General features: G+C 67.1%; 15 protein-coding genes and 2 pseudogenes. 3 read left to right on the forward strand and 14 right to left on the reverse strand.

The window, feature by feature from the left end; all coding sequences use genetic code 11:
- Nucleotides 1-100: 100 nt before the first annotated feature.
- Complete coding sequence (locus tag DL544_RS13345) at nucleotides 101-2,563, reverse strand: S9 family peptidase (protein ID WP_139727330.1); 2,463 nt, start codon at nucleotides 2,561-2,563, stop codon at nucleotides 101-103.
- Nucleotides 2,564-2,731: 168 nt separating this feature from the next.
- Complete coding sequence (locus tag DL544_RS13350) at nucleotides 2,732-3,061, reverse strand: hypothetical protein (protein WP_061480047.1); 330 nt, start codon at nucleotides 3,059-3,061, stop codon at nucleotides 2,732-2,734.
- A 239-nt stretch (nucleotides 3,062-3,300) separates the two neighbouring features.
- Here DL544_RS13350 and DL544_RS13355 point away from each other — a divergent pair, with 239 nt between their 5' ends.
- Both DL544_RS13355 and DL544_RS13360 read left to right on the forward strand, forming a co-directional pair.
- Nucleotides 3,301-4,077, forward strand: coding sequence for a HipA family kinase (locus tag DL544_RS13355; RefSeq protein WP_065186184.1), 777 nt, complete (start codon nucleotides 3,301-3,303; stop codon nucleotides 4,075-4,077).
- Nucleotides 4,055-4,462, forward strand: a complete 408-nt coding sequence (locus tag DL544_RS13360; RefSeq protein WP_065186185.1) for a DUF3037 domain-containing protein — start codon at nucleotides 4,055-4,057, stop codon at nucleotides 4,460-4,462. The genes DL544_RS13355 and DL544_RS13360 overlap by 23 nt, the downstream gene beginning before the upstream one ends.
- 294 nt (nucleotides 4,463-4,756) lie before the next feature.
- Here DL544_RS13360 and DL544_RS22020 read toward each other — a convergent pair whose 3' ends face one another.
- The 9 genes and pseudogenes from DL544_RS22020 to ligA all read right to left on the reverse strand — a co-directional run bounded on the left by DL544_RS22020 (nucleotide 4,757) and on the right by ligA (nucleotide 17,873).
- On the reverse strand, nucleotides 4,757-5,041 hold the full coding sequence (locus DL544_RS22020; protein WP_081275806.1) for a hypothetical protein: 285 nt from the start codon (nucleotides 5,039-5,041) through the stop codon (nucleotides 4,757-4,759).
- Nucleotides 5,042-5,088: 47 nt separating this feature from the next.
- Nucleotides 5,089-6,177 (reverse strand): lysozyme inhibitor LprI family protein, encoded by a 1,089-nt coding sequence (locus tag DL544_RS13375; RefSeq protein ID WP_065196064.1) that lies wholly within the window; start codon nucleotides 6,175-6,177, stop codon nucleotides 5,089-5,091.
- A gap of 123 nt (nucleotides 6,178-6,300) precedes the next feature.
- Nucleotides 6,301-8,828: pseudogene (locus tag DL544_RS13380) on the reverse strand (membrane-bound PQQ-dependent dehydrogenase, glucose/quinate/shikimate family).
- Nucleotides 8,829-8,959: 131 nt separating this feature from the next.
- Nucleotides 8,960-11,674, reverse strand: coding sequence for a DNA gyrase subunit A (gene gyrA / locus DL544_RS13385; protein WP_139727334.1), 2,715 nt, complete (start codon nucleotides 11,672-11,674; stop codon nucleotides 8,960-8,962).
- Nucleotides 11,675-11,933: 259 nt separating this feature from the next.
- Nucleotides 11,934-12,998, reverse strand: a complete 1,065-nt coding sequence (gene mtnA / locus DL544_RS13390; protein WP_139727336.1) for an S-methyl-5-thioribose-1-phosphate isomerase — start codon at nucleotides 12,996-12,998, stop codon at nucleotides 11,934-11,936.
- A gap of 47 nt (nucleotides 12,999-13,045) precedes the next feature.
- On the reverse strand, nucleotides 13,046-13,774 hold the full coding sequence (locus tag DL544_RS13395; RefSeq protein WP_053497330.1) for a DUF3011 domain-containing protein: 729 nt from the start codon (nucleotides 13,772-13,774) through the stop codon (nucleotides 13,046-13,048).
- A gap of 138 nt (nucleotides 13,775-13,912) precedes the next feature.
- Complete coding sequence (gene epmA, locus DL544_RS13400) at nucleotides 13,913-14,869, reverse strand: EF-P lysine aminoacylase EpmA (protein ID WP_070489070.1); 957 nt, start codon at nucleotides 14,867-14,869, stop codon at nucleotides 13,913-13,915.
- The gene (locus DL544_RS13405) at nucleotides 14,866-15,351 is read right to left on the reverse strand and encodes a GNAT family N-acetyltransferase (protein WP_053497333.1); all 486 of its coding nucleotides are present in this window, start codon (nucleotides 15,349-15,351) and stop codon (nucleotides 14,866-14,868) included. Before DL544_RS13405 ends, epmA begins: the two co-directional genes overlap by 4 nt.
- 50 nt (nucleotides 15,352-15,401) lie before the next feature.
- Nucleotides 15,402-17,873, reverse strand: a complete 2,472-nt coding sequence (gene ligA / locus DL544_RS13410) for an NAD-dependent DNA ligase LigA (protein ID WP_425604899.1) — start codon at nucleotides 17,871-17,873, stop codon at nucleotides 15,402-15,404.
- Nucleotides 17,874-18,129: 256 nt separating this feature from the next.
- On the opposite strand from ligA, the gene DL544_RS13415 reads away from it, so the two are divergent.
- On the forward strand, nucleotides 18,130-19,254 hold the full coding sequence (locus DL544_RS13415; RefSeq protein ID WP_139727340.1) for a pyridoxal phosphate-dependent aminotransferase: 1,125 nt from the start codon (nucleotides 18,130-18,132) through the stop codon (nucleotides 19,252-19,254).
- A gap of 92 nt (nucleotides 19,255-19,346) precedes the next feature.
- Here DL544_RS13415 and zipA read toward each other — a convergent pair.
- From zipA to rplI, 3 genes and pseudogenes are all read right to left on the reverse strand, one after another.
- Nucleotides 19,347-20,086, reverse strand: a pseudogene (zipA, locus tag DL544_RS13420) (cell division protein ZipA).
- 46 nt (nucleotides 20,087-20,132) lie between these two features.
- Nucleotides 20,133-23,636 (reverse strand): chromosome segregation protein SMC, encoded by a 3,504-nt coding sequence (smc, locus tag DL544_RS13425; RefSeq protein WP_139727342.1) that lies wholly within the window; start codon nucleotides 23,634-23,636, stop codon nucleotides 20,133-20,135.
- Nucleotides 23,637-23,896: 260 nt separating this feature from the next.
- Nucleotides 23,897-24,346, reverse strand: a complete 450-nt coding sequence (gene rplI, locus DL544_RS13430) for a 50S ribosomal protein L9 (protein ID WP_005417398.1) — start codon at nucleotides 24,344-24,346, stop codon at nucleotides 23,897-23,899.
- Between the last annotated feature and the right edge of the window lie 5 nt (nucleotides 24,347-24,351).

Raw genomic sequence — 24,351 nt, forward strand, 5'->3', positions numbered from 1 at the left:
AAGGAGCTGACTCTCTGTCAATGTGCAATGAATTCAACGTGCAGGGTCTGACTCCCTCCTCCGATACGCCAAGGCCGCCCGGAGGCGGCCTTGGCGTTCTTTACTTGGCGTTCTTCACGTAGGTGTCGAACCAGTTCAGCATTTCCGCCACCAGCTGCTCGTTCGATTCCAGCGCGGTGTACCAGTGCGGTTCGTTCGGCAGCATCACCAGCCGCGTGATGCCACCGTTGCCTCGGATCGCCTGGTAGAGCTTGCGCGACTGGAACGGCTCAGTGCCCGGGTTGGCGTCGTCCTCGCCGTGGACCAGCAGCAGCGGCAGCTTGATCTTGTCGGCATAGAAGAACGGAGAGGCCTTCAGGTACACGTCCTGCGCCTGCCAGACCGAACGGCGTTCGTTCTGGAAGCCGAAAGGGGTGAAGGTCTTGTTGTACGAACCGCTGGTCGCCACGCCAGCCTTGAACAGGTTGGTATGGGCGATCAGGTTGGCGGTCATCAGGCCGCCATGGCTGTGGCCGGTCACGCCGATGCGGTTGCGATCGACCACGCCCATGTCCACCGCCTTGTCCACCGCCGCCTTGGCGTCAGCTTCCAGCTGCTCCAGGTAGGTGTCGTAGGCGTTCTTCGGGTCACCTACGATCGGGAACGAGGCGTTGTCGATGATCGCGTAGCCGGCCAGCAGCATCAGGCGGTACGGCTGCAGGCGGGTGAAGGTCTGCTGCGAACCGGACACCTGCCCCGCCTGCGCGGCGTTGGCGAAGTCGGCCGGGTAGGCGTACAGGATCGCAGGCACACGCTGGCCTTCCTTGTAGCCCGGCGGCGTGTACAGGGTGAACGACAGGTCCACGCCATCAGCACGCTTGTAGGTCACCAGCTGCTTCTTGATCTGGCGCACTTCCGGAGTCGGGTCGACCAGCTTGGTCAGCGCGGTGGCGGTGGACGCGAACTGCGCCTCGCCGGTCTTCGCATCGGCCACCGCCTCACCCTGCTGGCGGATGATGGCATTCGGCGGATCGATCACCGACTGGTGCCAGGTCAGGTAGCGCCCAGGCGTATTGCTGAAACCAAGGAACTGCTCGTAGGCATCGGCGCTGCTGCGGAACAGGCGCTCGCTCTTCAGCGTGCCCAGGTCGAGGCGGTCGAGGAACGGACGGTCGCCCTGCGGCGAGGCGCCACGGCCGCTCAGGAACACGTGATCGCCCTCCCGGCGCACGACCTGCGCGCCATTCGGCAGGCGGGTGAAGACCAGGTTGCCGGGGTTGCCGTACAGCTCATCGCTGGACATGTCCCACAGCAGGCGGCCTTCCTTCTTCGGCTGGTCCACATCGACGATGCGGGTCTGCATCCAGTGGCGGTTCTCGTCGTTCTCGAACTGGAACGCCACGGCCGGATCGGCAGTCCATGCGAAGCCTTCGAAGCGCTGTGCGGTGCGGGTGATCTCGACCGGCTTGCCGTTGAACGGCGCCTTCAGCATCAGCACGCGATCGCGATGCGGCACGCTGACCTTCCAGTCACCCTTGTCCAGCGCTTCGGCATAGACCAGGGTGGCCGGATCGGTGGCACGCCAGTCGAAACCGCGCGGACCTTCCGGTACGCCGTGCACCGGCACGCGGTCGGCCAACGGCAGGCTGGCGATCGGCGTGGACTTGCCGCTGGCGATGTCCAGCACGGCCACGTCGTTGGCGAAGCGCTGGTAGGTCACCGCGTGCGAATACGGTGCCTTGATCGATTCGGTCAGCACGTGCACGCCATCGGGTGCGGCACTGACGTCGTTGAACAGTGCCGGCTGGCCGACCGGACGCACGCTGTTGGCGACGGTATCGACCACGGCCAGCTGCGAGGCACCGTAGTAGGCGAACAGCTTTTCGTCATGCACGCTGGTCAGCGTATCGCGGGCTTCGTAGGTGCTGCTCTCGCCGCTGCTGCCCAGCGACTCCTGCGCATCCGGGCCGGTCGGCACGCCACCGTTGGACGGCGCCGGGCCCTGGTTGGCCGGCACCAGCTTCACCAGCAGGTTCTGGCTGCCGCCCAGCCACTGCACGGTATAGCCGAAAATCGGGTTCAGCTGCACATTCGGCACCTGCTTCACCTGGCCGGTAGCGGCATCGCCCACCCACAGCTGCACGCTGGTATCGACCGCGTTCTGGAACGCAAAGTGGCTGCCATCGGCCGACCACAGCGCGCCGGTGGCACAGCCCTGCGGCAGATTGACCTTGGTCTGCTGGCCACTGCCGATGTCGACCAGGGTGAAGTCGGCCACGCAGGCCGGGATGCCATAGCCACCGGGGGTGTCATGGCGGCTGCGGTTCTTCGGTTCCAGGCGCACGCCAGCCAGCTTCAGGTACGGCTGGGCGACACGGCTGATCGACGGGTAGGTCTGCGCAGTGGTCAGCAGCAGGCGCTGGCCACCCGGGGCCACGTTCGGCGCCGGCGGCGGCGGTGCCTTCAACACCTTGAGCAGGTGCTCCGGCGGCTTCGCGTAGTCTGCAAGCGCCGGGCCAGCGGCCAGCAGGCCGAAGGTGGCAACGGCAACGGCCGCCGCCAGAGAGGTTCGACGGATGAGCATCCTTATCCCCTGGGTGTGAATGGGTACCCGGAATCGGGCAAGGTCCCGAATCTAGCACCGCAGGGGTTGTCGTGAATGGGCCGGAAGGGCTAGTGGCCGGATGGGGCAAAGTGGGACACGCCCGGAGAGGCCGGCAATGGACCGGCATCTGCCAGGCGTGGTCTGTCGTCACTGCTGGGCGTGCAGGTCCCAGGCAGTCAGGTAATCGGGGTCGACCACGATCATGCCACTGTTCCGCATGCGGTACTCGCCGGGCTCGGCGGGCAGGTACTGGTCGAGCATCGGCGGCAGATAGCGCTCATGGCCGTCATTCTCGTCCGCCAGCACCACGCCTTCGTCGGCGCTGATGCGCAGCACCGTACCGGCGTATTGTTCCAGCCCCTGCACCTGGCCGTCACCGCCATAGCGGGTGACGCCCACCAGCACCACCTTGCCGATCATTTCCTCGACCTTGGCATCGTCCAAGGGCGGCAGCATGGGAGTGAATTCATCGCTCATCGGTGCACCTCCGTAGCCTGCTGGACATCGTGGATGAGGTTTCCGCTTCGCAGTGCGCGTCGCTGGCAGCCGAGCAGGTGCCCAGCCCGAAGCCTCGGCATCGAGAGTGCCAGTGCGCCCATGAACCCAAGGGTTCCTGGAGCACGATGCTGCCATCGCAGGCGGAAGGGACAGGTGAAGGCCGAAATCGGTCCTCGCCGATCAGAGGGTTGTACCTGCACCCACGCTAGAATGCGCCCATGCGCACCGTACATGCCCTCCGCTACATCACCCCGTTACGGGAAGGCGGCTCCCTGCCCGCCGTGGTCGAGACCGACGACGACGGCATGGCCGTGCTGAAGTTCCGCGGCGCCGGCCAAGGCCCGAAGGCGTTGATCGCCGAGCTGATTGCCGGTGAGATGGCACGCACGCTGGGCCTGCCGATTCCGGAAATCCTGTTCGTCGAGCTGGACCGCGAGTTCGCCCGCACCGAGCCCGACCCGGAAATCCAGGAGCTGATCCGCGCCAGCGAGGGCCTGAACCTGGGCCTGGACTACCTGCCGGGTGCGATCAATTACGATCCGGCGGCGATGCCGGTGGATGCAGACCTGGCCTCGCGCATCGTCTGGTTCGATGCATTCACCAGCAACGTTGATCGCACCACGCGCAACCCCAACCTGATGGTATGGCACCGCAGGCTGTACCTGATCGACCACGGTGCGGCCATGTATTTCCATCACGACTGGGCCAACGCCGGCGATGCCTGCGAAAAGCCGTTCGTGCTGATCCGCGACCATGTGCTGCTGTCGTTCGCCAGCCGCATCGCCGGGGTGGATGCCGAACTGGCCGCGCGCCTGAGCGATGCCGAGATCGAGCGCATCGTCGGCCTGGTGCCGGACAGCTGGCTGGTCAACGAGCCGGCATTCGACAGTCCGCAGGCCTATCGCCAGGGCTACATCGACTATCTCAAGCATCGCCTGAAAGTGCGTGCGGTGTTCGTGCAGGAGGCCGTCCGTGCCCACGCTGCACACGTATGACTATGCGGTCATCCGCGTGGTACCGCGGGTGGAACGCGAGGAGTTCATCAACGTCGGAGTGATCGTCTCCTGCCCCGGCGCGCGCCATCTGGAAGCGGCCATCGAGATCGATCCGGCACGCCTGCACGCGTTCGCTCCAGCGCTTGATCAGGAGGCGCTGCAGCCGTGGCTGGATGCGATCGTGGCCATCTGCCGCGGCGACGCCAGCGCCGGCCCCATCGCGCAGCTGCCCGCGCGTGCGCGCTTCCACTTCCTCACCGCCAAGCGCAGCTCGGTTGTGCAGATGTCGAGCACGCATGTCGGCCGCACTGCCGACCCGGCGGGTGTGGTGGACCACCTGATGACGAAGATGGTGCGGGTACCGGCACCAACCGAGCAACATTGATTGGGTAGAGTCGACCGCTGGTCGACTGCCGTTCGCGGGAAGCAGGCGCACCGTCTTCGTGGCCGTACCGGTGCTCCCTACCCTCGCCCTGCACCACGAAACCAAGCCATACCAGCCCTTGTGGTTCTGCGCCGTGGTGGCCCGCTGCAGCAATGCAGGTGAGACCAGCGCTCCGCTTTGCAGGCCTGGGCGAGCTTCATCTTGTCCGGCGTTTCAGCGCCCACGATCTGGAACCGCTTCACCTGCCGCAGATTGGCCAGGTCCATGACGGTCGTCACCCCAGCTGCATCCACGCTAGGGACTCTGCCGCAACACCTCGACCGTGACGGCGAACGCCTCGATGCGATGCCATTCGATCCGCTCATACGGCAGCGATTCCACACCCATGCCGATCTGGTACCGCACCGCTTCCTCGGGCGCGGCGAAATCCCGCGATTCGTGCTGCGCTGTGGCCAGCACATAGGCAATCTGCCGATGGTCGGTAATGCCGTTGTCGATGCTGGTACGCACGATCATCTCGACCGACTGGTCCCGGGTCAGGCCGAAGCCCACCCCACCTTTTCCATAGCCTTCGCTCATCCTTCAGCTCGCCAGTTCCGGAACGCATCCGTTCGTCGGGGGAAGACCTACTTCAGCAGGTCCGATTCGGTAGGGGCCTCGCCCCTGCAGGTGTCATAGCGGCGCTGCAGCAGCGTGCGTGGCCCGGTTCCGCGCAGCTGGATGACCTTGTCCTCGCGCTCGCACGGGCTGACCTTCGCGCGCAGCACGAACCGCCCATTGTCGATATGGTCGATGTCGCGCCCGCCGATGGCCGCTTCCAATGCCTTGGCACGCACATAGCGGTTGACCTTGGCGTCGAACAGGTAGAACGCATGCGCCGGAACGTTGTAGACACCGTTGTTGTCCTGCCACACCTGCAGGTCCGGCACGCCATCGCCATTGAAATCCGAAACGGTCAGCAGCACGGCCGCCGCACCCTGGGCATCGGCGCCAGCGCGGGTCAGGCGCGGCTGCACGCCCGTGACCGCCACGTTGCGCCCGCCACGGGTCACGCCCATGCTCCGCACCCTGCAGGTCGTCACGTTGTCGGTGCCGCCGCAGTCGGCCACCTGGAAGACCACCTGCAATGCAGGCGTGATCCTGCCCTCGCCGGGCCGCAGGACGATCCTGCCCTGTTTGTCGGGCGCGGCATCGGCGGTATGCACAGCGGCCTGCGCCGGCGCCGGGGCCGCCCTGGCTTCCGCCACCAGCGCCGCCGCACCGCCGCCCTGCAGCTGGCGGGCACGCAGCAGGGTCATGTGCGTGCGGCATTGCTGTGAATCCAGCTGGGCAACGGCCGTGCTGCCTTCCGGGCAACGACTGTCGCGCTGGCGCAGCCATTGCCGCTGCAGATCGCGCAGCGCCTGCTGATCACTGGCGGTCAGCGTGGAGCGCGCCGCACTGTAGGCGGCGTTGAGCGCATCGTCGTGCACCTTGAATTCAGCGTCGACACAACGACGACGGGCGTCCAGTGCGGTGACCGCGGCCGCCATGCAGGGCGCATAGGCAGGGCTCAGAAGGCGTGCATCGCCGGCAATCAGTTCGGCACCACTGGGCACCTTGCGTGCGGCGGGCTGGGGCTGCGCCTGAGCGCTTGCCCACAGGCAGGGGCCAAGCAGAAGCAGTCCTGCCAGCAACCGGGTGCCACGCCCCGATAGGCGTTCAGAGTTCAGCATGCGTTTCCTTCCCTGGGGGGTTGGCCGGCCCCAGCCTGTTCCGATGATGGATGCTGCCCGGTCGCCAGCGCAACTTCGGCTACAGCGGTCACAGCCCCGCGTGCGTGTTCAGGCCGGCAACCGCTAGTTCGGCAGGGCAAACGCCATCACGTAATCGCCGTTCGGGTTTCCATGAAATGGTGGCCGCCGGCCATGATCACCACGAACTGGCGTCCGTCCTGTTCATACACCATCGGCGTAGCCTGCCCGCCCGCGGGCAGCGCCGCGTGCCACAGCTCCTTGCCGGTCTTCAGGTCGATGGCGCGCAGCAGATCATCGGTGGCGGCGGCGATGAAGATCAGCCCGCTGGCGGTTACCACCGAACCGCCGTTGTTCGGCGTGCCGATCTCGATCGGCAGGCCGGAACGGATGCCGAACGGCCCATTGCCGCGCGCACTGCCAAACGGACGATCCCACAACAGCTTGCCGGTGCGCAGGTCGATGGCACGGATGCCGCCGTAGGGAGGCTGCTTGCACAGCAGACCCGTGAACGGCAGCCGCCAGCCAGCGTTGACCTGGATGCCATACGGCGTTCCCACCTGCGGATCGCCGGCCCCCTCGCCACCGCCCCTGTCGGCACGGATCTTCTCGCGCGGCAGCCAGCCCAAGCGATCGGCTTCGGCACGTGGCACCAGCCGGTTGTAGTTGGGCATATCGTTGTAGTTGGCCACGATCACGCCGCGGCGCGTATCGATGGAAACACTGCCCCAATCCGAACCGCCGTTGTAGCCGGGGTATTCGATGGAATGGCGATCACTGCTCGGCGGCGTGTAGAAGCCTTCGTAATAGGCCTTGCGGAACTGGATGCGGCAGATCAGCTGGTCGATCGGGGTGATGCCCCACATGTCGCGCTCGGTCAGGTCATGCTCGCGGCGCAGCGTGTGGTACAGCGAGAACAGCTGCGTGGGTGAGCGCTGTTCCGGTTCGACACCGCCGACCGGCACCTTGCGCTCTTCGGCAGCGGTCAGCAGCTGGCCGTTGCGGCGGTCGAGGATGTAGAGATCACCTTGCTTGGTCGGCAGCAGGAGTGCCGGCACCTTGCCTGCCGCCGTCGGGTAATCGATCAGGCTGGCCTGCGAACCCAGGTCGTAATCCCACACGTCCTTGCGCACGGCCTGGAAATGCCAGGCCGGCTTGCCGGTGGCCACATCGATCGCCACCAGCGACGTCGCATAGCGGTTCTGGTTTTCCGTACGCGAGCCACTCCAGTAATCGCCCGCAGAATTGCCCAGCGGCAGATAGACCAGCCCCAGCGCCTCATCACCGGTCGCGGTGGTCCACATGTTCGGCGTGCCGCGCGTGTAGGTCTGCCCATGCGGCGGCAGGCCGCTGCGCTCGGGCTGGTCCATGTCCCACGCCCAGCGCAGCTTGCCGGTGATCGCGTCGTAGGCCTGGATCACGCCCGATGGCGCGTCGCGGCGCTGACCATCCAGCACCTGGTGGCCGGTGACGATCACGCCGCGCACGATGGCCGGGGGCGAGGTGATCGACACATAGCCGGGTGGCACCTCACCCATGCCGAGGGTGATGTCGACCTGGCCGTTGTTGCCGAAGTTCGCGCAGGGACGGCCGCTATCTGCATCCACTGCAATGATGCGCCCGTCCAGCGTGCCTTCGATGATGCGCGCCCAGCACGCCGGACGACTGCCCGGTGCAGCGCTGCGGCTCACGCTGGGTGGCGGCTCGGGCAACGCCAGATCGGCCGCGGCATCGGCCAGGGTGGCATCGGCCAGGATCGGCGCTGCCGGTTGCTCGTAGTAGCTCACACCACGGCAGGCCGCGGTGTACGGGATCGAGGCGTCCTTCACCTTCGGATCGAAGCGCCACACTTCCTTGCCACTGGCGGCGTCGAGCGCGATCAGGCGGTTACGGGCAGTGCACAGGTACAGACGGCCGCCGATCTTCAGCGGCGTGGTTTCCGCACCCCAGCGCTTCTTCGGCAGGTCACCGGTGCGGAACTGCCAGGCCAGCTGCAACGTGGCCACGTTGGCCGGGGTGATCTGCTGCAGCGGCGAATAGCGGGTGGCGGCATTGCTGCGGCCCCACGCCGGCCAGTCCCCTTCGGCAGGCAGGTCGGCCGGTTGCAGGCCGGTGGTATCCCGCATGGGTTCCAGCCCGGCGCTGGCCGCGCCTTCCGGGAACGGCTGGTGGCCGTCCACTTCGCCGTGCGGCGCGAACGCCAACCCGAACGCCGCAACGAACACCAGCATCAGGACGCCCGCCACGCTGCGCGACAGGCGCTTTGAAACCGGTTCGCGAAGGGTCGGCGCGAGCAGCGCCAGCACGATGCCGAGCGCGGTCACCAGGCCCAGCCGCGGCACCCAGCGCCAGTAGTCGCTGCCCGATTCCCACCAGGTCCACAGCAGCGTGCCGACGAACACCAGCGCATACAGCAGCGCGCCGCTGCGGCGATTGCCGAACAACAACAGGCCACTGGCCAGAAGGCCGGCCCCGGCGATGGCGTAGTACGCAGACCCGCCCAGGCTGAGCAGCCACGCGCCGAGCCCGCCGATGACCAGGCCGAGCACGACCAGCAGCAGCGACAGCACGGTAACGAGAGGGTGCCGGGAAGCGCGGACGGGAGCAGGAGCGGACTGCGGCGTGGCGGACATCGTCGATCTCCGGGGGCAGCATGCGTCGTTATCCCACCGCCTGCGTGAAGCGCGCGCGTATGCGTGGCATCCGGATACGACGACGCCGGCACAGGGCCGGCGTCGTCGGGTGCCTCAGGCTCGCGGCAGGATCAGTCCTGTGCGGCGTCCTCGCTGCTGGCCGCAGCCGGGGCGCTGTCGGTCGTGGCCGGGGCGGCGACTGCCACCTCGTCCTCGTCCTCGTCGATCGAGGCATCCATGCGCTCCACCGCCTGCAGCTTCTCGTCCTTGGACAGGCGGATCAGGGTCACGCCCTGGGTGTTGCGGCCGACGCGGCTGATTTCCGAGCCACGCGTACGCACCAGCGTACCGCCGTCGGAGATCAGCAGGACTTCGTCGCGGGAGCCCATCAGCACTGCGGCGACCAGCTTGCCATTGCGCTCGGTGGTCTGGATGCCGATCACGCCCTGCGTGCCACGGCCCTTGCGCGGGTAGTCCGGCAGCGGGGTGCGCTTGCCGTAGCCGTTCTCGGTGGCGGTGAGGATGTACTGCACGCTGGCGTCGTCGGCACTATCGATCACCGCATCACCCGTGGCGGCGGCTTCCTCGACACCGTTGTCGTCCTCGTTCTCGTCCTCGATGCCACCGGCACTTTCGGCCACGATCAGGCTGACCACTTCCTCGCCGGCCGGCATCCTGATGCCACGCACGCCGGTTGCGGTACGGCCCATCGAGCGGACTTTGTCCTCGCCGAAGCGCACGGTCTTGCCGTTGGAGGCGAACAGCAGGATGTCGCGCTGGCCGTCGGTCAGGCCGACGCCGACCAGCGCATCGCCCTCATCGAGGTTGATCGCGATCTTGCCGCGGGCCAGACGGAAGGCGAACTCGCCCAGCGGGGTCTTCTTGACCGTACCGTTCTTCGTGGCGAAGAACACGAACTGGCCATCGGCGTACTCGCGCACCGGCAGCACGGCCTGCACGCGTTCGCCCGGTTCCAGCGGAATCCAGTTGATGATCGGACGGCCGCGGGCGTTGGAACCCGCTTCCGGCAGCTGGTAGACCGGCAGCCAGAACACCTTGCCCGAGCTGGTGAAGGTCAGCAGCGTGTCGTGCGTGTTGACCAGCCACAGCTGTTCGATGAAATCCTCTTCCTTGGTCGCCGCCGCACTGCGGCCACGCCCACCGCGGCGCTGTGCGCGGTACACGCTCACCGGCTGCCGCTTCACGTAACCTGCATGCGACACGGTGACCACCACGTCTTCCGGTGCGATCAGGTCGAGGATGTCCAGGTCTTCTTCGCTGTGGCGGATTTCGGTGCGACGTTCGTCGCCGAACTCGGCCTTGACGTTGACCAGCTCCTCGCGGATCACCTGCAGCAGGCGGTCGGGATCTTCCAGGATGTGGATCAGCCCGGCGATCACTTCCAGCAGCTGCTTGTACTCGTCGGTCAGGCGGTCCTGCTCCAGCCCGGTCAGGCGGTGCAGGCGCATTTCCAGGATCTGGGTGGCCTGGATCTCGGTCAGCTGGTAGCCGCCCTCGATCAGGCCCACGCCCTTGGGCAGGTCTTCCGGGCGCGAGGCTTCGGCACCGGCGGCACCCAGCATCGCACCGACCAGGCCCGGCTCCCACACGCGCGCCAGCATGCGCTCGCGTGCTTCGTTCGGGTTCGGCGAGGTCTTGATCAGTTCGATCATCTCGTCGATGTTGGCCAGCGCGACGGTCAGGCCTTCCAGCACATGGGCGCGGGCGCGCGCCTTGCGCAGCTCGAACACGGTGCGGCGGGTGACCACTTCGCGACGGTGGCGGACGAACGCCTCCAGCATCTGCTTCAGATTCATCAACTGCGGGCGGCCGTCGACCAGCGCCACCATGTTGATGCCGAACACCGATTCCATCTGCGTCTGCTGGTACAGGTTGTTCAGCACAACCTCGGCAGATTCGCCGCGCTTGATCTCGATGTAGATGCGCATGCCATCCTTGTCGGACTCATCGCGCAGCTCGCTGATGCCTTCGATCTTCTTTTCCTTGACCAGCTCGGCGATCTTTTCGATCAGACGCGCCTTGTTCACCTGGTAAGGAATTTCAGTGACGATGATCGATTCGCGGCCATTGTCGGCCACTTCGATATCGGCCTTGGCACGGATACGCACGCGGCCACGGCCGGTGCGGTAGCCAGCGACGATGCCGGCGGTGCCGTTGATGATACCGGCAGTCGGGAAATCCGGGCCCGGGATGTACTCCATCAGGCCGTCGACGTCGATCTCCGGGTTGTCGATCAGCGCAATGCAGGCGTTGATCGATTCACTCAGGTTGTGCGGCGGGATGTTGGTCGCCATGCCCACCGCGATACCGGCCGAGCCGTTGACCAGCAGGTTCGGGAACCGGGTCGGCATGACCGTCGGCTCCAGTTCCTTTTCGTCGTAGTTGGGCTGGAAGTCGACGGTTTCCTTGTCGATGTCGGCCATCAGCTCGTGCGCGAGGCGCGACATGCGCGCCTCGGTGTATCGCATTGCCGCGGCGGAGTCGCCATCGATGGAGCCGAAGTTACCCTGGCCATCGACCAGCATGTAACGCAGCGAGAACGGCTGTGCCAGGCGCACCAGCGTGTCGTATACCGACTGATCGCCATGCGGGTGGTACTTACCGATGACGTCACCGACGATACGCGCCGACTTGAAGTAGGGCTTGTTGCTGTGCGCGTTGAGTTCATTCATCGCGAACAGCACGCGGCGATGCACCGGCTTGAGGCCGTCGCGCGCATCCGGGAGCGCGCGGCCCACGATCACGCTCATGGCGTAATCGAGGTAGCTCTTGCGCATCTCGTCTTCCAGGTTGACCTGGATGATTTCCTTGGCGGTTTCTGCCATTCGGGTTCCGTTGTCTGGTAGCGGTCCAGTCCGGCGCAGCCCCCTGCGGGAGGGGTCGTGCCGGAACCTCGATTCAACCTGTGGATACTACCACAACAGGCCGTTTTCCGCCTCCCTTTACGGGGATTTTACCGGCACAAATCAGGAACTTAGGGGCCCCACCTATCCTGTAGAGCCGAGCCCATGCTCGGCTGCGGCGGATTCGCTGGCTGAGCCGAGCGTGGGCTCGGCTCTACAGACATCCGCAACCCTGCCCGCCTCAACCGCCGAAGGCGGCGCGCATGTTCTCGGCGGTCGGGTTCAGGATCACCCCGCGCTCGGTCACGATGGCGTCGATCAGCTCGCCCGGGGTGACATCGAACACCGGGTTCCAGGCGGCAATGCCTTCGGCCACGGTGCGGGCACCGCCCACGCCATACAGCTCACCCGGGTCGCGCTGCTCGATCTCGATCTGGCTGCCGTCAACGGTCTCCATGTCCACGGTCGAGGACGGCGCCACCACCATGAACTTCACGCTGTGGTGGCGTGCGGCAATGGCCAGTTGGTAGGTGCCGATCTTGTTGGCGGTATCACCATTGGCGCAGATGCGGTCTGCGCCCACGATCACCCACTGCACGGCACCGGTCTTCATCAGGTGCGAGGCCGCCGAGTCGGCGATCAGGGTGGCATCGATACCGTCCTGCTGCAGCTCCCACACGGTCAGGCGTGCACCCTGCAGCCACGGCCGGGTCTCGCCGGCGAACACGCGCGCGATGCGGTGCTGGGCCATGCCGGCGCGAATGACGCCCAGCGCGGTACCGAAGCCGGCGGTGGCCAGCGAGCCGGTATTGCAGTGGGTCAGCACACCGCTGCCAGCCTCGATCAGGCCAGCGCCCAGTGCGCCCATGTGGCGGTTGGCCGCCAGGTCTTCCTCTGCGATCGCCTGCGCTTCGGACTCCAGCAACGCCTTCCAGTCGGCGCCGGCAGCGTTCAGGCAACGGCGCATCCGTGCCAGCGCCCAGGCCAGATTGACCGCAGTAGGGCGCGATGCGTTCAGGCGCTGCAGTGCCGGCTCCAGCTGCTGCAACGCGTGCGCACCGTCGGCCGCCTGCACCTCGCGCGCGGCCAGCACCACGCCCCAGGCGGCGGCAATGCCGATCGCCGGCGCGCCACGCACGGTCAGTGCGTGGATGGCGCTGGCAACCTCGTCACTGTCATGGCAGACCACGTGCTCGACCACGAACGGCAGCTTGCGCTGGTCCAGCAGTTGCAAGGCATCGCCGGTCCACAGGATCGGGCGGATGTGGTCGTAACGGGCGTAGTCGATGTCGGAGGCAGTGTTCATGGGCCCATTGTAGGGCCACGCCCCGCGTGGTTGGAGCCTGCCCCGGCTCAATTCACCGAGAATTCGGCGCGGCAGCCGCCATCCACCCAGATCCCGTTGCGGTTCCAGCCCCAGGTGCTGCCTTCCTCGCAGGGCGTGCTGGACAGCTGCTCGGAGACCACAGCACCCACCGAGATGCTCGCGCCGCAGAAGCGGCGCTTCTTCGACTTCGATTCGCAGGTCAGGCGGCGCGGCACATCGACGAAGCGGCCATCCTCGTCGGCCACCTCGAAATCGCCCTGGCAGCCACGGCTGGTCCAGACTTCATTGCGCTTGTAGCCCCATCCCTGGCCTTCCCGGCACGGCAGCACCGACAACTGGCGAAGCAGGCGCACCGGCGCGCCATCCAGGCGTACCGGGCAACTCTGCGGACGGCCATTGGATTCGCAGCGCACCACGCGGCGCACCAGGCGCTTGCCTTCCGTTGCCGCAGGTGCCACACCCTGCGCACGGCGCGCCCGGAATTCGGCGCGGCAGCCAAGGGTGACCCACACGCCGCTGCGGTCGGTGCCCCACTCGCTGCCGCGGATGCAGCTGTTGCTCGAGAGCTGGCGCACCAGATCGACGCCGTTGGCTACGTCGATGTCGCAGTGCACCCAGCCCATGTCGCGGGACTCGCAGGTCACCACTTCATCGTCGTAGCCCACCTGCTGGGCCGACGCCGGCGACGGCAGCCAGGCACCCCAGAGCGCAATGGAGTACATCGGTGCAGCGACAACCGCAAACCACTTGACCAAAGCCTTCCCCAGCAGGAATGGATGAACTGCATGCCAGTGTCCGGCATTGGCCGTGATAAAAGCATCATCCCGCTTGCCGACGCAAGCGCGCAGAACCCGCGTTTCGTTCAGCCTGGGATGTTCAGCAACGCGCGGGCGTCACGCGTGGGCAAAGTCGTAGGCCAGCACATCGGCAATGCGTGGCGTGCGGTTCATCGCCATCAGCAGGCGATCGACACCCACCGCCACGCCGGCACAGGCCGGCAACGCTGGCAACGCCGCCAGCAGCGCCTCATCCAGTGGCGGCTGCACCTGCCCACGTTCGTGGCGGCGCTGCTGGTCGCGCCGGAAGCGGGCGCGCTGCTCGTCGGCGTCGTTCAGTTCGTGATAGCCGTTGGCCAGCTCCACTGCACCCAGGTAGAGCTCGAAACGCTCGGCCAGCGGCGGCGTGCCGGCGCGGATGCGTGCCAGCGCGGCCTGGCTGGCTGGCCAGTCATGCACTACGGTCATGACCGCGTCGTCGAAATGCGGCTGGATACGATGGGTCATCAGCAGGTCGAGCCAGTCATCACGGGTCAATCCGACCGGGTCAATGTGCACCTCGCCCAACGCGGCACGCAGCGTGGACTCATCCGCCTCGAACGGATCCACGCCAAGGTGCTGCTGGAACAGCTCACGGTAACTCAGCACGTGCAGGGTTGCACGGCGTCCAACCAGGGCCAGCGCCTGTCCGATCAGCTCGGCGGTCTCCTGTACCAACCGATGGTGGTCCCAGCCGACCCGATACCACTCCAGCATGGTGAATTCGGGGTTGTGGCGGCCGCCGGCCTCACCGTTGCGGAATACCCGACCCAGCTCGTAGCAGTCGCCCACACCGGCCGCCAGCAGGCGCTTGAGCGGATACTCCGGCGAAGTGCGCAGCCAGCGACGACGGCCACCGGCATCGACATGGCCGGTGAAATCGGTGTGGAAGCTGTCGATGTTCGGCTCGGTGTTGCCTGCCACCGACAGGATCGGCGTTTCCACCTCGAGCACATCGCGCTCGGCGAAGAAGCGGCGCACCAGCGCATTGAGCTCGGCACGCTGCTGCAGCGCGCGCAGCAGGGCCTCGCTCACAGGATGCCCTCCGGGCGCGGATGGTCGAGCGGCAGGGTCAGCAGATCGCGCGTATCGTCGATGTAGCCGCTGGCCAGGTACAGGCGGCGTGCCAGTTCGTTGTGGTGGTTCACTTCCAGGCGAAGGCGACTGACGCCACGACCGCGAGCGCGCTGTTCGCAGATGGCCAGCGCCTGCTTGCCGCGACCACGACCGCGCGCACGATGGCTCAGGTACAGCTCGTCCAGCAGCATGAAGTGGCCGCCCTGCTCCAGGCTGAAGCCCATCGCGATCACCGCGTAGCCGACTACCTCGCCCGCCTCGTCCATCCACAACAGCACTTCGCCATTGCGCGGATCGGCCAGCAGCGCGTCCACGCCGCGACGCACGCGCGCGTCATCGAAGTCGATCCTGTCTTCGGCGTAGAACTCGCGCATCAGCGCGATCAACAGCTCCTCGTCGGCACGGGTGGCCAGGCGGAAATCCAGCGGGGCGGTCTGCATCGGTGTTCCTTTGTGTTTCATGCCGGGCGCGGGGACACCCGGCGGGATCGTCACTCGTGTTCGGCCAGATAGGCCAGCAGGCGGTCTTCGTCCCACACCGGCACGCCCAGCGACTGCGCCTTGTCCAGCTTGGAACCGGCTTCGCTACCGGCGACCACGAAGCTGGTCTTCTTCGAAACGCTGCCGGAGACCTTTGCACCGAGGGCCTCCAGGCGCTCCTTGGCGGCATCGCGGGTGAGCTGGGCCAGGGTGCCGGTCAGCACCACGGTCTGCCCATCCAGCGGGCCGGCCACGATCTCGGCCAGCGCCGGTGCCTTGGCCAGGATCTGCTGCATCGCCTTCTCGGCTGCCAGCAGCATCGCGCCATGGCCCTCGCTGTCCAGCCACTGGGCCAGGCCACGCGCGGTGTCGTCCGGCAATCCTGCGTTGACGAACTGCCCATGCTCGGCGTCGAGCACCGCCTGGGCACCGGGCAACGCGGCCACCAGTTTCTCCGCGCGCAGGCGGGTGATGCCGGGAATCTCTGATTCGACCAACAGCTGCGCCAGGTCCAGCCCCTCGCGCAGCCTGGCGCTGGGCGCGTGCACATCGCTGATGCGGACTTGGCCGACCTGCAGCAGGTCATCGATGGCCTGCTGGTTGCCCTGCTGCTCGAAGAAGTGGCCGAGCGACCGCGCCACTTCGCCACCGATGTCCGGCACACGCTTGAACAATGGCCACGGCAGGTGGCGGATCAGTTCCAGGTCACCGAACCACTGCGCCAGCGCCTTGGCCGTGCTTTCGCCCACGTGCTCGATGCCCAGCGCGAACAGCAGCCGTTCCAGCGTGGCGGCACGACTGGCGTCGATGGCCGCGATCAGGTTGTCGGCCCACTTGGTCGCGATCTTCTTCGTGTTCCATTCGAAGCGGGCCGGCTGCGCCAGCGCCTGCGCGCGCCAGCCCGGATCGTTGCCGTCCAGCCTGAGCACCGCATTGAGCACCGCGCCACTGCCTTCAGCCGGCAGGTGCAGCTTCAGTGCGGCGGCCAGCACCGAGGGATCTTCAGCGTCCAGCACCAGCTTCAGGTGCAGCAGCTGGTCACGACTGAGCCGGTACAGGTCGGCCACGCTCTTGACGATGCCAGCGTCGACCAGGGTTTCAATGTACTTGTCGCCCAGGCCGTCGATGTCCATCGCGCGGCGCGAAGCGAAATGGGCAATGGCTTCCTTGCGCTGCGCCGGGCAGGACAGCTCGCCCGAACAGCGCCATGCGGCCGCCCCTTCCTCGCGCACGATCTCCGAGCCGCACACCGGGCAGCGCGTCGGCATCTGCCAGGGCGAGGTGTCCTGCGGGCGTCGGTCGAGGATGACGCTGACCACTTCCGGGATCACGTCGCCGGCACGGCGCACGATCACGCTGTCACCGACACGCACATCGAGACGTGCGATCTGGTCGGCATTGTGCAAGGTGGCATTGGATACGATCACGCCGGCCACAGCCACCGGCGCCAGCCGCGCGACGGGTGTGGCCGCACCGGTGCGGCCGATCTGGATCTCGATCGCTTCCACGGTGGTGCTCTGTTCCTGTGCCGGGAACTTGTGCGCGATGGCCCAGCGCGGCGCGCGCGAAACGAACCCCATCGCCTGCTGGCCGGCACGGTCATCGAGCTTGTAGACGACGCCATCGATATCGAACGGCAGGCCGTCGCGGCGCTCGCCGATATCGCGGTAGTAGCCGAGCAGGCCGTCGGTGCCTTCCACCACCTTGCACAGCGCGCTGACCGGGAAACCCCAGGCGCCGAGCTGCGCCAGCGTGCCCGAATGGGTATCGGGCAGCTCGCCGCCCTGCACTTCACCAGTACCGTAGGCAAAGAAGCTCAACCTGCGCTGCGCACTGATCTTCGGGTCGAGCTGGCGCAGCGACCCGGCCGCCGCATTGCGCGGGTTGGCCAGCACCTTGCCGCCGTGCAGGCGCGCACGTTCGTTGTAGGCCTCGAAATCGGCACGCGCCATGTAGACCTCGCCGCGCACCTCGAGCACGTCCGGCCAGTCCTTGCCGTGCAGCCGCTTGGGAACATCGCCGATCTCGCGCAGGTTGGCGGTCACGTCCTCGCCGGTGCTGCCATCGCCGCGGGTCGCGCCGAGCACGAAATGACCATCCTCATAGCGCAGGCTGATCGCCAGGCCGTCCATCTTCGGCTCGGCCGAAAACTGCAGGCTGCGGCGGCCCAGGCGTTCATCGATGCGGCGCACGAAATCCGCCACTTCCTCATCGCTGAAGGCGTTGGACAGCGACAACATCGGCACCGCATGGCGGACTTCGGGGAAACGGCCGGAGGGACGCGCGCCGACCTGCTGGGTCGGACTGTCGGCCCGGGCCAGTTCCGGATGTTCGCGCTCCAGTGCTTCCAGCTCGCGCACCATCCGGTCGTAGTCGATGTCGGGGATCTCCGGGGCGTCCAGCTCATGGTAGGCGCGGTTGGCCTGGGCGATCTGCCGGCGGAGATCTTCGGCGCGTTCGGCGGGGCTGGAGCTCATCGGAATCCGGTGGTTCTGGGATGGCCGGGGATTCTACCGCGCCCGGCCGTCAGGCCCTGTAATGCCCCCCTTCGCAGCGCCGAGCCATGCTCGACGGGCGCCCCCCTGCCCTGGTGGATGCCAACCATCTCCCCGCCCCGGCAGGTGCCCAACCTTGGTTGGCACACCTGCAGCCGACCATGGCTCGGCACTACAAAAAGCGGGCTTGCCGCCCACCGTAACCAGCGCTAGCGTGCGAAGGCTACTCCTCGGAATCCCACCCGTGACCCTGCCTGCTTCCCGTAGACGCTTCCTGCAACTGGCCGGTGCCGGCCTCGCCGTCGCTGGCAGCGGACTGCCGCGGCTTGGCCAGGCCCAACCTGCGGCCGCCGTCGCCCCGGCCCCTGCCGAAGGCGTGGTACTGCTGAACTTCAACGAGTGCCCCTACGGCCCCTCGCCGGCGGCCCAGCAGGCCGCGCGCGACAGTATCGCCAGTTGCGGCCGCTACCGCTTCGCCCTGGCCGCACAGGTGCGCGATGCCTTCATCGAGCAGGCACGTATTCCGGCCGACCACGTGCGCCTCTATCCCGGCTCAAGCGAGCCGTTGAACCGCGCCGCCACGGTGTGGACCGGGCCGCAGGCGGGATTGGTGGTGGCCGACCCGACCTTCGAGACCCTGGGCGAGGTCGCCGCCGCACACGGTGCATACGTGCAGAAGGTGCCGCTGCGCGACGACGGCGCGCATGACCTGCGTGCGATGGTCGCCGCCGCGCAAGCGCGCCCGACCGGGCTGGTGTATGTGTGCAATCCGAACAACCCGACCGGTTCGATCAGCCCACCGGATGAGCTCGCCTGGCTGCTGGCCCACAAGCCCGCATCGACCCGCGTGCTGGTCGACGAGGCCTACCTGCAGTACAGCGAGCAGCCGAGCCTGATCACCCAGGTGACGCAGCGCGATGACCTGATCGTGCTGCGCACGTTTTCCAAGCTGTACGGCATGGCCGGCCTTCGCCTGGGCATGGCGGCCGCACACCCTGACCGCCTGCGCGAACTGGCCAGCCTGGGCGACAACCCGCTGCCCGTGCCAGCACTGGCCGCGGCACTGGCCAGCCTGCAGGATCCCCAGTTGATCGCGCAGCGGCGCCTGCAGAATTCCAAGGTGCGGCAGGCCACCATCGCGTGGCTGGGCAAGCGTGGCTTCAGCTGCGTGCCGTCGGAAGCGAACTGCTTCGTGGTGGATGTGCAGCGCGACGGCGCCGCTTTTGCCAAGGCGATGGCAGACAACGGCGTGATCATTGGCCGCAGCTGGCCGATCTGGCCACAGCGCGTGCGCGTGACCGTCGGCACCGAAGACGAGATGGCCGCATTCCGCCGTGCGTTCGCCAAGGTGGCCGGCGTACCGGCCTGACCCTGTCGGTGGGGGCGAACCTTGGTTCGCTCCATCCACGCATGGCGTGGATCTACCGGGTGGGTGCCGACCGTTGGCCGGCACAACAGGCTTTACCAGCGCGGGGTTTTGGTCAGCGGCGGTGCCTGGTGCTGGCGGTCGTAGGCACGCAGCTCGTCGCGGATGTGCGCGATGCGCTGGCGGCCCAAGGCATTGCGGCTGTCGTCCAGCACCACGCCATCGAGCAGCTCGGCCATGCGCTGCACGGTCGGCAGCATCTTCTCCAGGCATCAAGCGCGGTCAGCGGCGCCGGCAGGGTCAGGAAGAAGGCGATGGCCGGGGTTTCCATGGCACGGATGTTGGCCATGTCGAAGCTGCCCGGCTTCATGATGCTGGCCATCGAGAAGATCGGGCCGCGCTCGGGGTGGCCTTCCACCAGGCGGTGGAACACGTTCATGTGGCCGAATACCAGGCCGGTCTTCTCGGCCGCCACCACGATGTCTTCGCCGCGCAGCTGCTCGCCGGCACGGGCGGCCACGAACAGCGAGACGATCTTGTCGAAATCCTGGGTAGTGCGCTTGCCGAGGTCGTTGGCCGCGCCCGGGTCAGTGTCGGCCAGGCCAAGTTCGGCCTGCTCGCCTTCGCCGCGCATGCCCGGTTCGACGCGGCCCTCAGCCACCACGACGCCGTCCTCGCCCAGGACCGGTTCGCGGCGCTCGCCACTGGCCGGTTCCGTGTTCTCCACGCGACGGCCCTGGGGCTTCTTCTTCGGACGGCCAAACAGGAAGATCGCGGCGATCAACAGCAGGCCGGCGGCCAGGATGCCGATGCGCAACAGTGCCGTGTCGGACATTCGATAGGTTCTCCGGCTAATTCATTCAGGTAACTAGGATGGCACGTCAGGCCGCGCCCGCCAATCGCGCCGCTTCTTCCAGGTCCACGCTGACCAGGCGGCTGACACCCGGCTCACGCATGGTCACGCCCGACAGCTGGTGCGCGGCCTCCATCGTCGCCTTGTTATGGCTGACGAACAGGAACTGCACCTTCTCGCTCATTTCCTTGACCATGTTGGCCAGGCGGCCGACGTTGGCTTCGTCCAGCGGGGCGTCCACCTCGTCCAGCAGGCAGAACGGGGCGGGATTCAACTGGAAGATGGCGAACACCAGCGCCACTGCGGTCATCGCCTTCTCGCCGCCGGACAGCAGCGAGATGCTGGACACGCGCTTGCCCGGCGGGCGCGCCATGATGGTCACACCCGTGTCGAGCAGGTCTTCACCGGTCAGTTCCAGGTAGGCGTGGCCACCACCGAACAGGCGCGGATACAGCGCCTGGACGCCGGCGTTGACGCGGTCGAAGGTGTCCTTGAAGCGCCCGCGGGTCTCGCGATCGATCTTGCGGATGGCATCCTCAAGTGTTTCCAGCGCCGTGGTCAGGTCGGCGTGCTGCGAATCCAGGTAGTCCGAACGCTGCGAAGCCTCGCCGTACTCGTGGATGGCGGCCAGGTTGACCGGCTCCAGCCGGCGCATGCGTGCGTCGATCTGGTGCACGGCCTGCTCCCAGTCGCCCAGGCGGGCGTCCTCGGGTAGTGCATTGAGCACGTCCTGCAGCACGAAGCCGGCCTTTTCCACCGCCGCCTGCAGGGTGTCGGCGCTGAGCACCAAGGCCTGCTGGTCGAGCTTGCGCTGCGAAATGCGCTCGCGCTGGGCCAACGCCTGCTCGTCGCGCTGGTGGCGGGTCTGCTCGTAGTTGCGCAGCTCGGCGTCGATGCCGTCCAGCAGCGTTCGCGCCTCGGTCAGCACACGGTCGGCCCGCACGCGCTCTTCCAGCGCGTTCTGGTGTTCGGCCTGCAGCGATTCGACCGGCGAATCCCCTTCGTCCAGCTGCGAGTGCAGCTCGCCCAGCCGCGCGTCCAGCTGCCCGCGCTGGGTGCCCATGCGTTCCAGCGCCTGGCTCAACGAGTCCAGCTGCGCGCGCTGCGATTCCAGGGTCAAGGCCAGCGAATGCGCGCGCTCGCGTACCGCACGGGCGGCATCGCGGGCCAGGTCACGGGCCTCGGTCAACTGCCGACGTTCGCCCTCCAGCCGCTGCCGGGTCGATTCCAGGTCGCCCATGCTGCTGACCGCACTCTCCAGCCGCGAGCGCGCTTCACGCGCCTGCTCGTTGTTGGCTTCCAGCGTTTCCTGCAACTGCTTCAGCTCGCCCTCGATGCGGTCGATGCGGGTGCGTGCCGCTTCCACCTTGCCCTGCTGGCCCTGCAGCTGGCCGGCCAGCTCGGACACCGCGCGGTGGGCCTGGTAGAGCGCGCGCTGCGCGTCCTCGCGCTGCTGCTCGGCCGCCTGCAGCTGCTCACGGAAACCGCTCAGCTGCTCTTCCAGCTCGGCCTCGCGGTCCTGCAGCTGCTCGATCTGCTCACGCAGTTCGTTGATCTCACGCTCGCGCAGCAGCGCGCCCTGCTCGGCGGCACCGGAGCGCGACACGCGCAGCCAGCCCTGGCCCAGCCGCTCGCCGCCCTGGGTGATGATCGAATCGCCTTCCGGCAGGCTGGCCTGCAGGGCCTTCGCCTCGGACAGGTCCTTCGCACCATGCAGGTGCGCCAGCAGCCGACGGATCGCCGCCGGGCCGCGCACGCGTGCCGCCAGCGAGGTCGGCGCCACCTTCAGGTCCGCGCCATCGTTGGCGACGAGTGCAATGTGGCCCTCGCCCACTTCGCCCAGCGTGTCGACCAGGCTGGCCGGGTCATCGACCAGCACGCCTTCGATCAACTGGCCAAGCGCGCTTTCCACCGCGTTTTCCCAACCGGCATCGACATCCAGGCGTTCGCCGACACGCGCCGCCGAATCCAGCCCGCGCGCCTTCAGCCAGGCGACTGCCGCGCCCTGCTCCTGGCCCAGCGCGGCCTGCTGCAGGGTTTCCAGCGAGGCCAGACGGCCGCGCAGGCCGTTGGCCTGCTTGCGCAGTTCGGCCAGTTCGTTCTGGCCATTGCGCTGCTGTTCCTGCACCGCCGCCACGCCCTGCTTGCGCAGCTCGACGTCTTCGCTCAGTTCATCCAGCGCGGCCTTCTGCGTGTCGTGCTGCAGCTGCAGCTGCTCGAAGGCTTCTTCCAGCGCGTCCACGTCCAGGCCTGCGCGTTCGGCGGCCAGGGCCTCGCGACGCCGGTCGGCGTCGAGGATCTGCTTGTCCAGGTAGTCCACGCGCGTGCGCTCGACATCGCCGGCGCGCGAGGCTTCCGAACTCTGCGAGGTGTGCTGTTCCCAGCGCTGCTGCCAGCTGGCCAGCCGCTCTTCAGCCTCACGCAGGCTTTCCTGCTTGATCTCGTTTTCTTCCTGCAGTGCTTCCAGCTGCGGAGTGGCGGCCTCCACCGCCTCGCGCAGCACCCTCAGTCTGGCCTCGTCGCCGCTGATGTGCTGGCCCAGTTCAGCCAGCGCCTGCTGGGTTTCATCGCGCGCCTTGTGCAGGCGCTGCGACAGCTCGCGCTGGTGCTGGATCTGCTGTTCCAGGCGCGCCAGCGTACTGCCGACCTGGTAGACCGCAGCCTGCGCGGTGTTCAGCGCGTCGGCGGCCTCTTCGCGCCGCGCGCGCGAGGTCTCGATGCGCGCCTCGGCATCACGCTGGTCGGCGATCAGCTGCTGCAGCCTGGTCTCTTCCTGCGACAGGCCTTCGCGCAGCTTCGACAGGCGCCCGTCGAGGCCGCGGAATTCCAGCGCCTTCCACTCGGCATCCTTGACCCGGCGCTCTTCCTGCAGGGCCTGGTACTGCTCGGCCTGCTTGGCCTGGCGCTTGAGGTGCTCCAGCTGCTTGCTGATCTCGTCGCGCAGGTCGCCCAGCCGGTCCAGGTTCTCGCGGGTGTGGCGGATGCGGGTCTCGGTCTCCTTGCGGCGCTCCTTGTACTTGGAGATGCCGGCCGCCTCTTCCAGGTAGACGCGCAGGTCTTCCGGGCGCGCCTCGATGATCTGGCTGATCATGCCCTGCTCGATGATCGAGTAGCTGCGCGGGCCCAGGCCGGTGCCGAGGAACAGGTCGGTGATGTCGCGGCGGCGGCACTTGGTGCCGTTGAGGTAGTAGTTGCTGGTACCGTCGCGGCTGACCGTGCGCTTGACCGAGATTTCGTTGAACGCGGCGTACTCGCCGGAGATCGTGTGGTCGGAGTTGTCGAAGATCAGCTCGACCGTGGCCTGCGACACCGGCTTGCGGGCGTTGGAACCGGAAAAGATCACGTCGGTCAGCGAGTCGCCGCGCAGGCGGCTGGCCGAGCTCTCGCCCATGACCCAGCGCACGGCGTCGATGATGTTCGACTTGCCGCAGCCATTGGGCCCCACCACGCCGGTCATGTTGGTCGGCAGGTGCAGGGTGGTCGGATCGACGAACGACTTGAAGCCGGACAGCTTGATCGTGGAAAGACGCATAGGGGTTCCGGACTGGGGCCGGCAAGCGGCCTGCGTTTACCCTCCAAGTCATTGATCCTGTTGGGATCGATGCCCGTGGAACGGGTGTGACGCCCTGAGTATACCGATGTGGCCGTGTTCTACGAATGGGCGTGGAACCATTGCCCGGCCCTGCCCCGCCGGCCGCACGTGGCCCGAGCTGGCGAAACGGAACCATAAAACAAAACGGGCACCCTTGCGGGCGCCCGTTCTGCGGTGATGCCAGGCCTTGCGGCGTGGGATCAGGCTTCGGCGACGACGACGACCTTGACGGTGGTCTCGACGTCGGCGTGCAGGTGGACCAGCACGTCGTATTCGCCGATGTTGCGGAAGGCGCCTTCACCCAGGATGACTTCGCTCTTCTCCAGCGGCAGGCCGGCGGCAGTGAAGGCTTCGGCGATGTCGCGCGGGCCGACCGAGCCGTACAGCTTGCCTTCGGTCGAAGCGTTGGCGGCGATGGTCACGCTCGCGCCTTCCAGCTTGGCCTTGCGGCCTTCAGCTTCTGCGTGGATGGCCTGGGCCTTGGCTTCGTACTCGGCGCGCTTGGCTTCGAACTCGGCCTTGTTGCTCTCGGTGGCCGGCACGGCCTTGCCCTGCGGCACGAGGAAGTTACGGCCGTAGCCCGGCTTCACGTCGACCAGGTCGCCCAGGTTGCCGAGGTTGGTGACTTTCTGCAGGAGGATCAGCTGCATGGTAT

This window comes from Stenotrophomonas sp. pho, assembly GCF_006228405.1.
Classification (GTDB): domain Bacteria; phylum Pseudomonadota; class Gammaproteobacteria; order Xanthomonadales; family Xanthomonadaceae; genus Stenotrophomonas; species Stenotrophomonas sepilia.

What these genes read in the sequence shown, in the direction of transcription:
- DL544_RS13345 (WP_139727330.1), bottom strand. Translation starts at nt 2,563, where the DNA reads ATGCTCATCCGTCGAACCTCTCTGGCGGCGGCCGTTGCCGTTGCCACC.
- DL544_RS13350 (WP_061480047.1), bottom strand. Translation starts at nt 3,061, where the DNA reads ATGAGCGATGAATTCACTCCCATGCTGCCGCCCTTGGACGATGCCAAG.
- DL544_RS13355 (WP_065186184.1), top strand. Translation starts at nt 3,301, where the DNA reads ATGCGCACCGTACATGCCCTCCGCTACATCACCCCGTTACGGGAAGGC.
- DL544_RS22020 (WP_081275806.1), bottom strand. Translation starts at nt 5,041, where the DNA reads ATGAGCGAAGGCTATGGAAAAGGTGGGGTGGGCTTCGGCCTGACCCGG.
- DL544_RS13375 (WP_065196064.1), bottom strand. Translation starts at nt 6,177, where the DNA reads ATGCTGAACTCTGAACGCCTATCGGGGCGTGGCACCCGGTTGCTGGCA.
- gyrA (WP_139727334.1), bottom strand. Translation starts at nt 11,674, where the DNA reads ATGGCAGAAACCGCCAAGGAAATCATCCAGGTCAACCTGGAAGACGAG.
- mtnA (WP_139727336.1), bottom strand. Translation starts at nt 12,998, where the DNA reads ATGAACACTGCCTCCGACATCGACTACGCCCGTTACGACCACATCCGC.
- DL544_RS13405 (WP_053497333.1), bottom strand. Translation starts at nt 15,351, where the DNA reads ATGCAGACCGCCCCGCTGGATTTCCGCCTGGCCACCCGTGCCGACGAG.
- smc (WP_139727342.1), bottom strand. Translation starts at nt 23,636, where the DNA reads ATGCGTCTTTCCACGATCAAGCTGTCCGGCTTCAAGTCGTTCGTCGAT.
- rplI (WP_005417398.1), bottom strand. Translation starts at nt 24,346, where the DNA reads ATGCAGCTGATCCTCCTGCAGAAAGTCACCAACCTCGGCAACCTGGGC.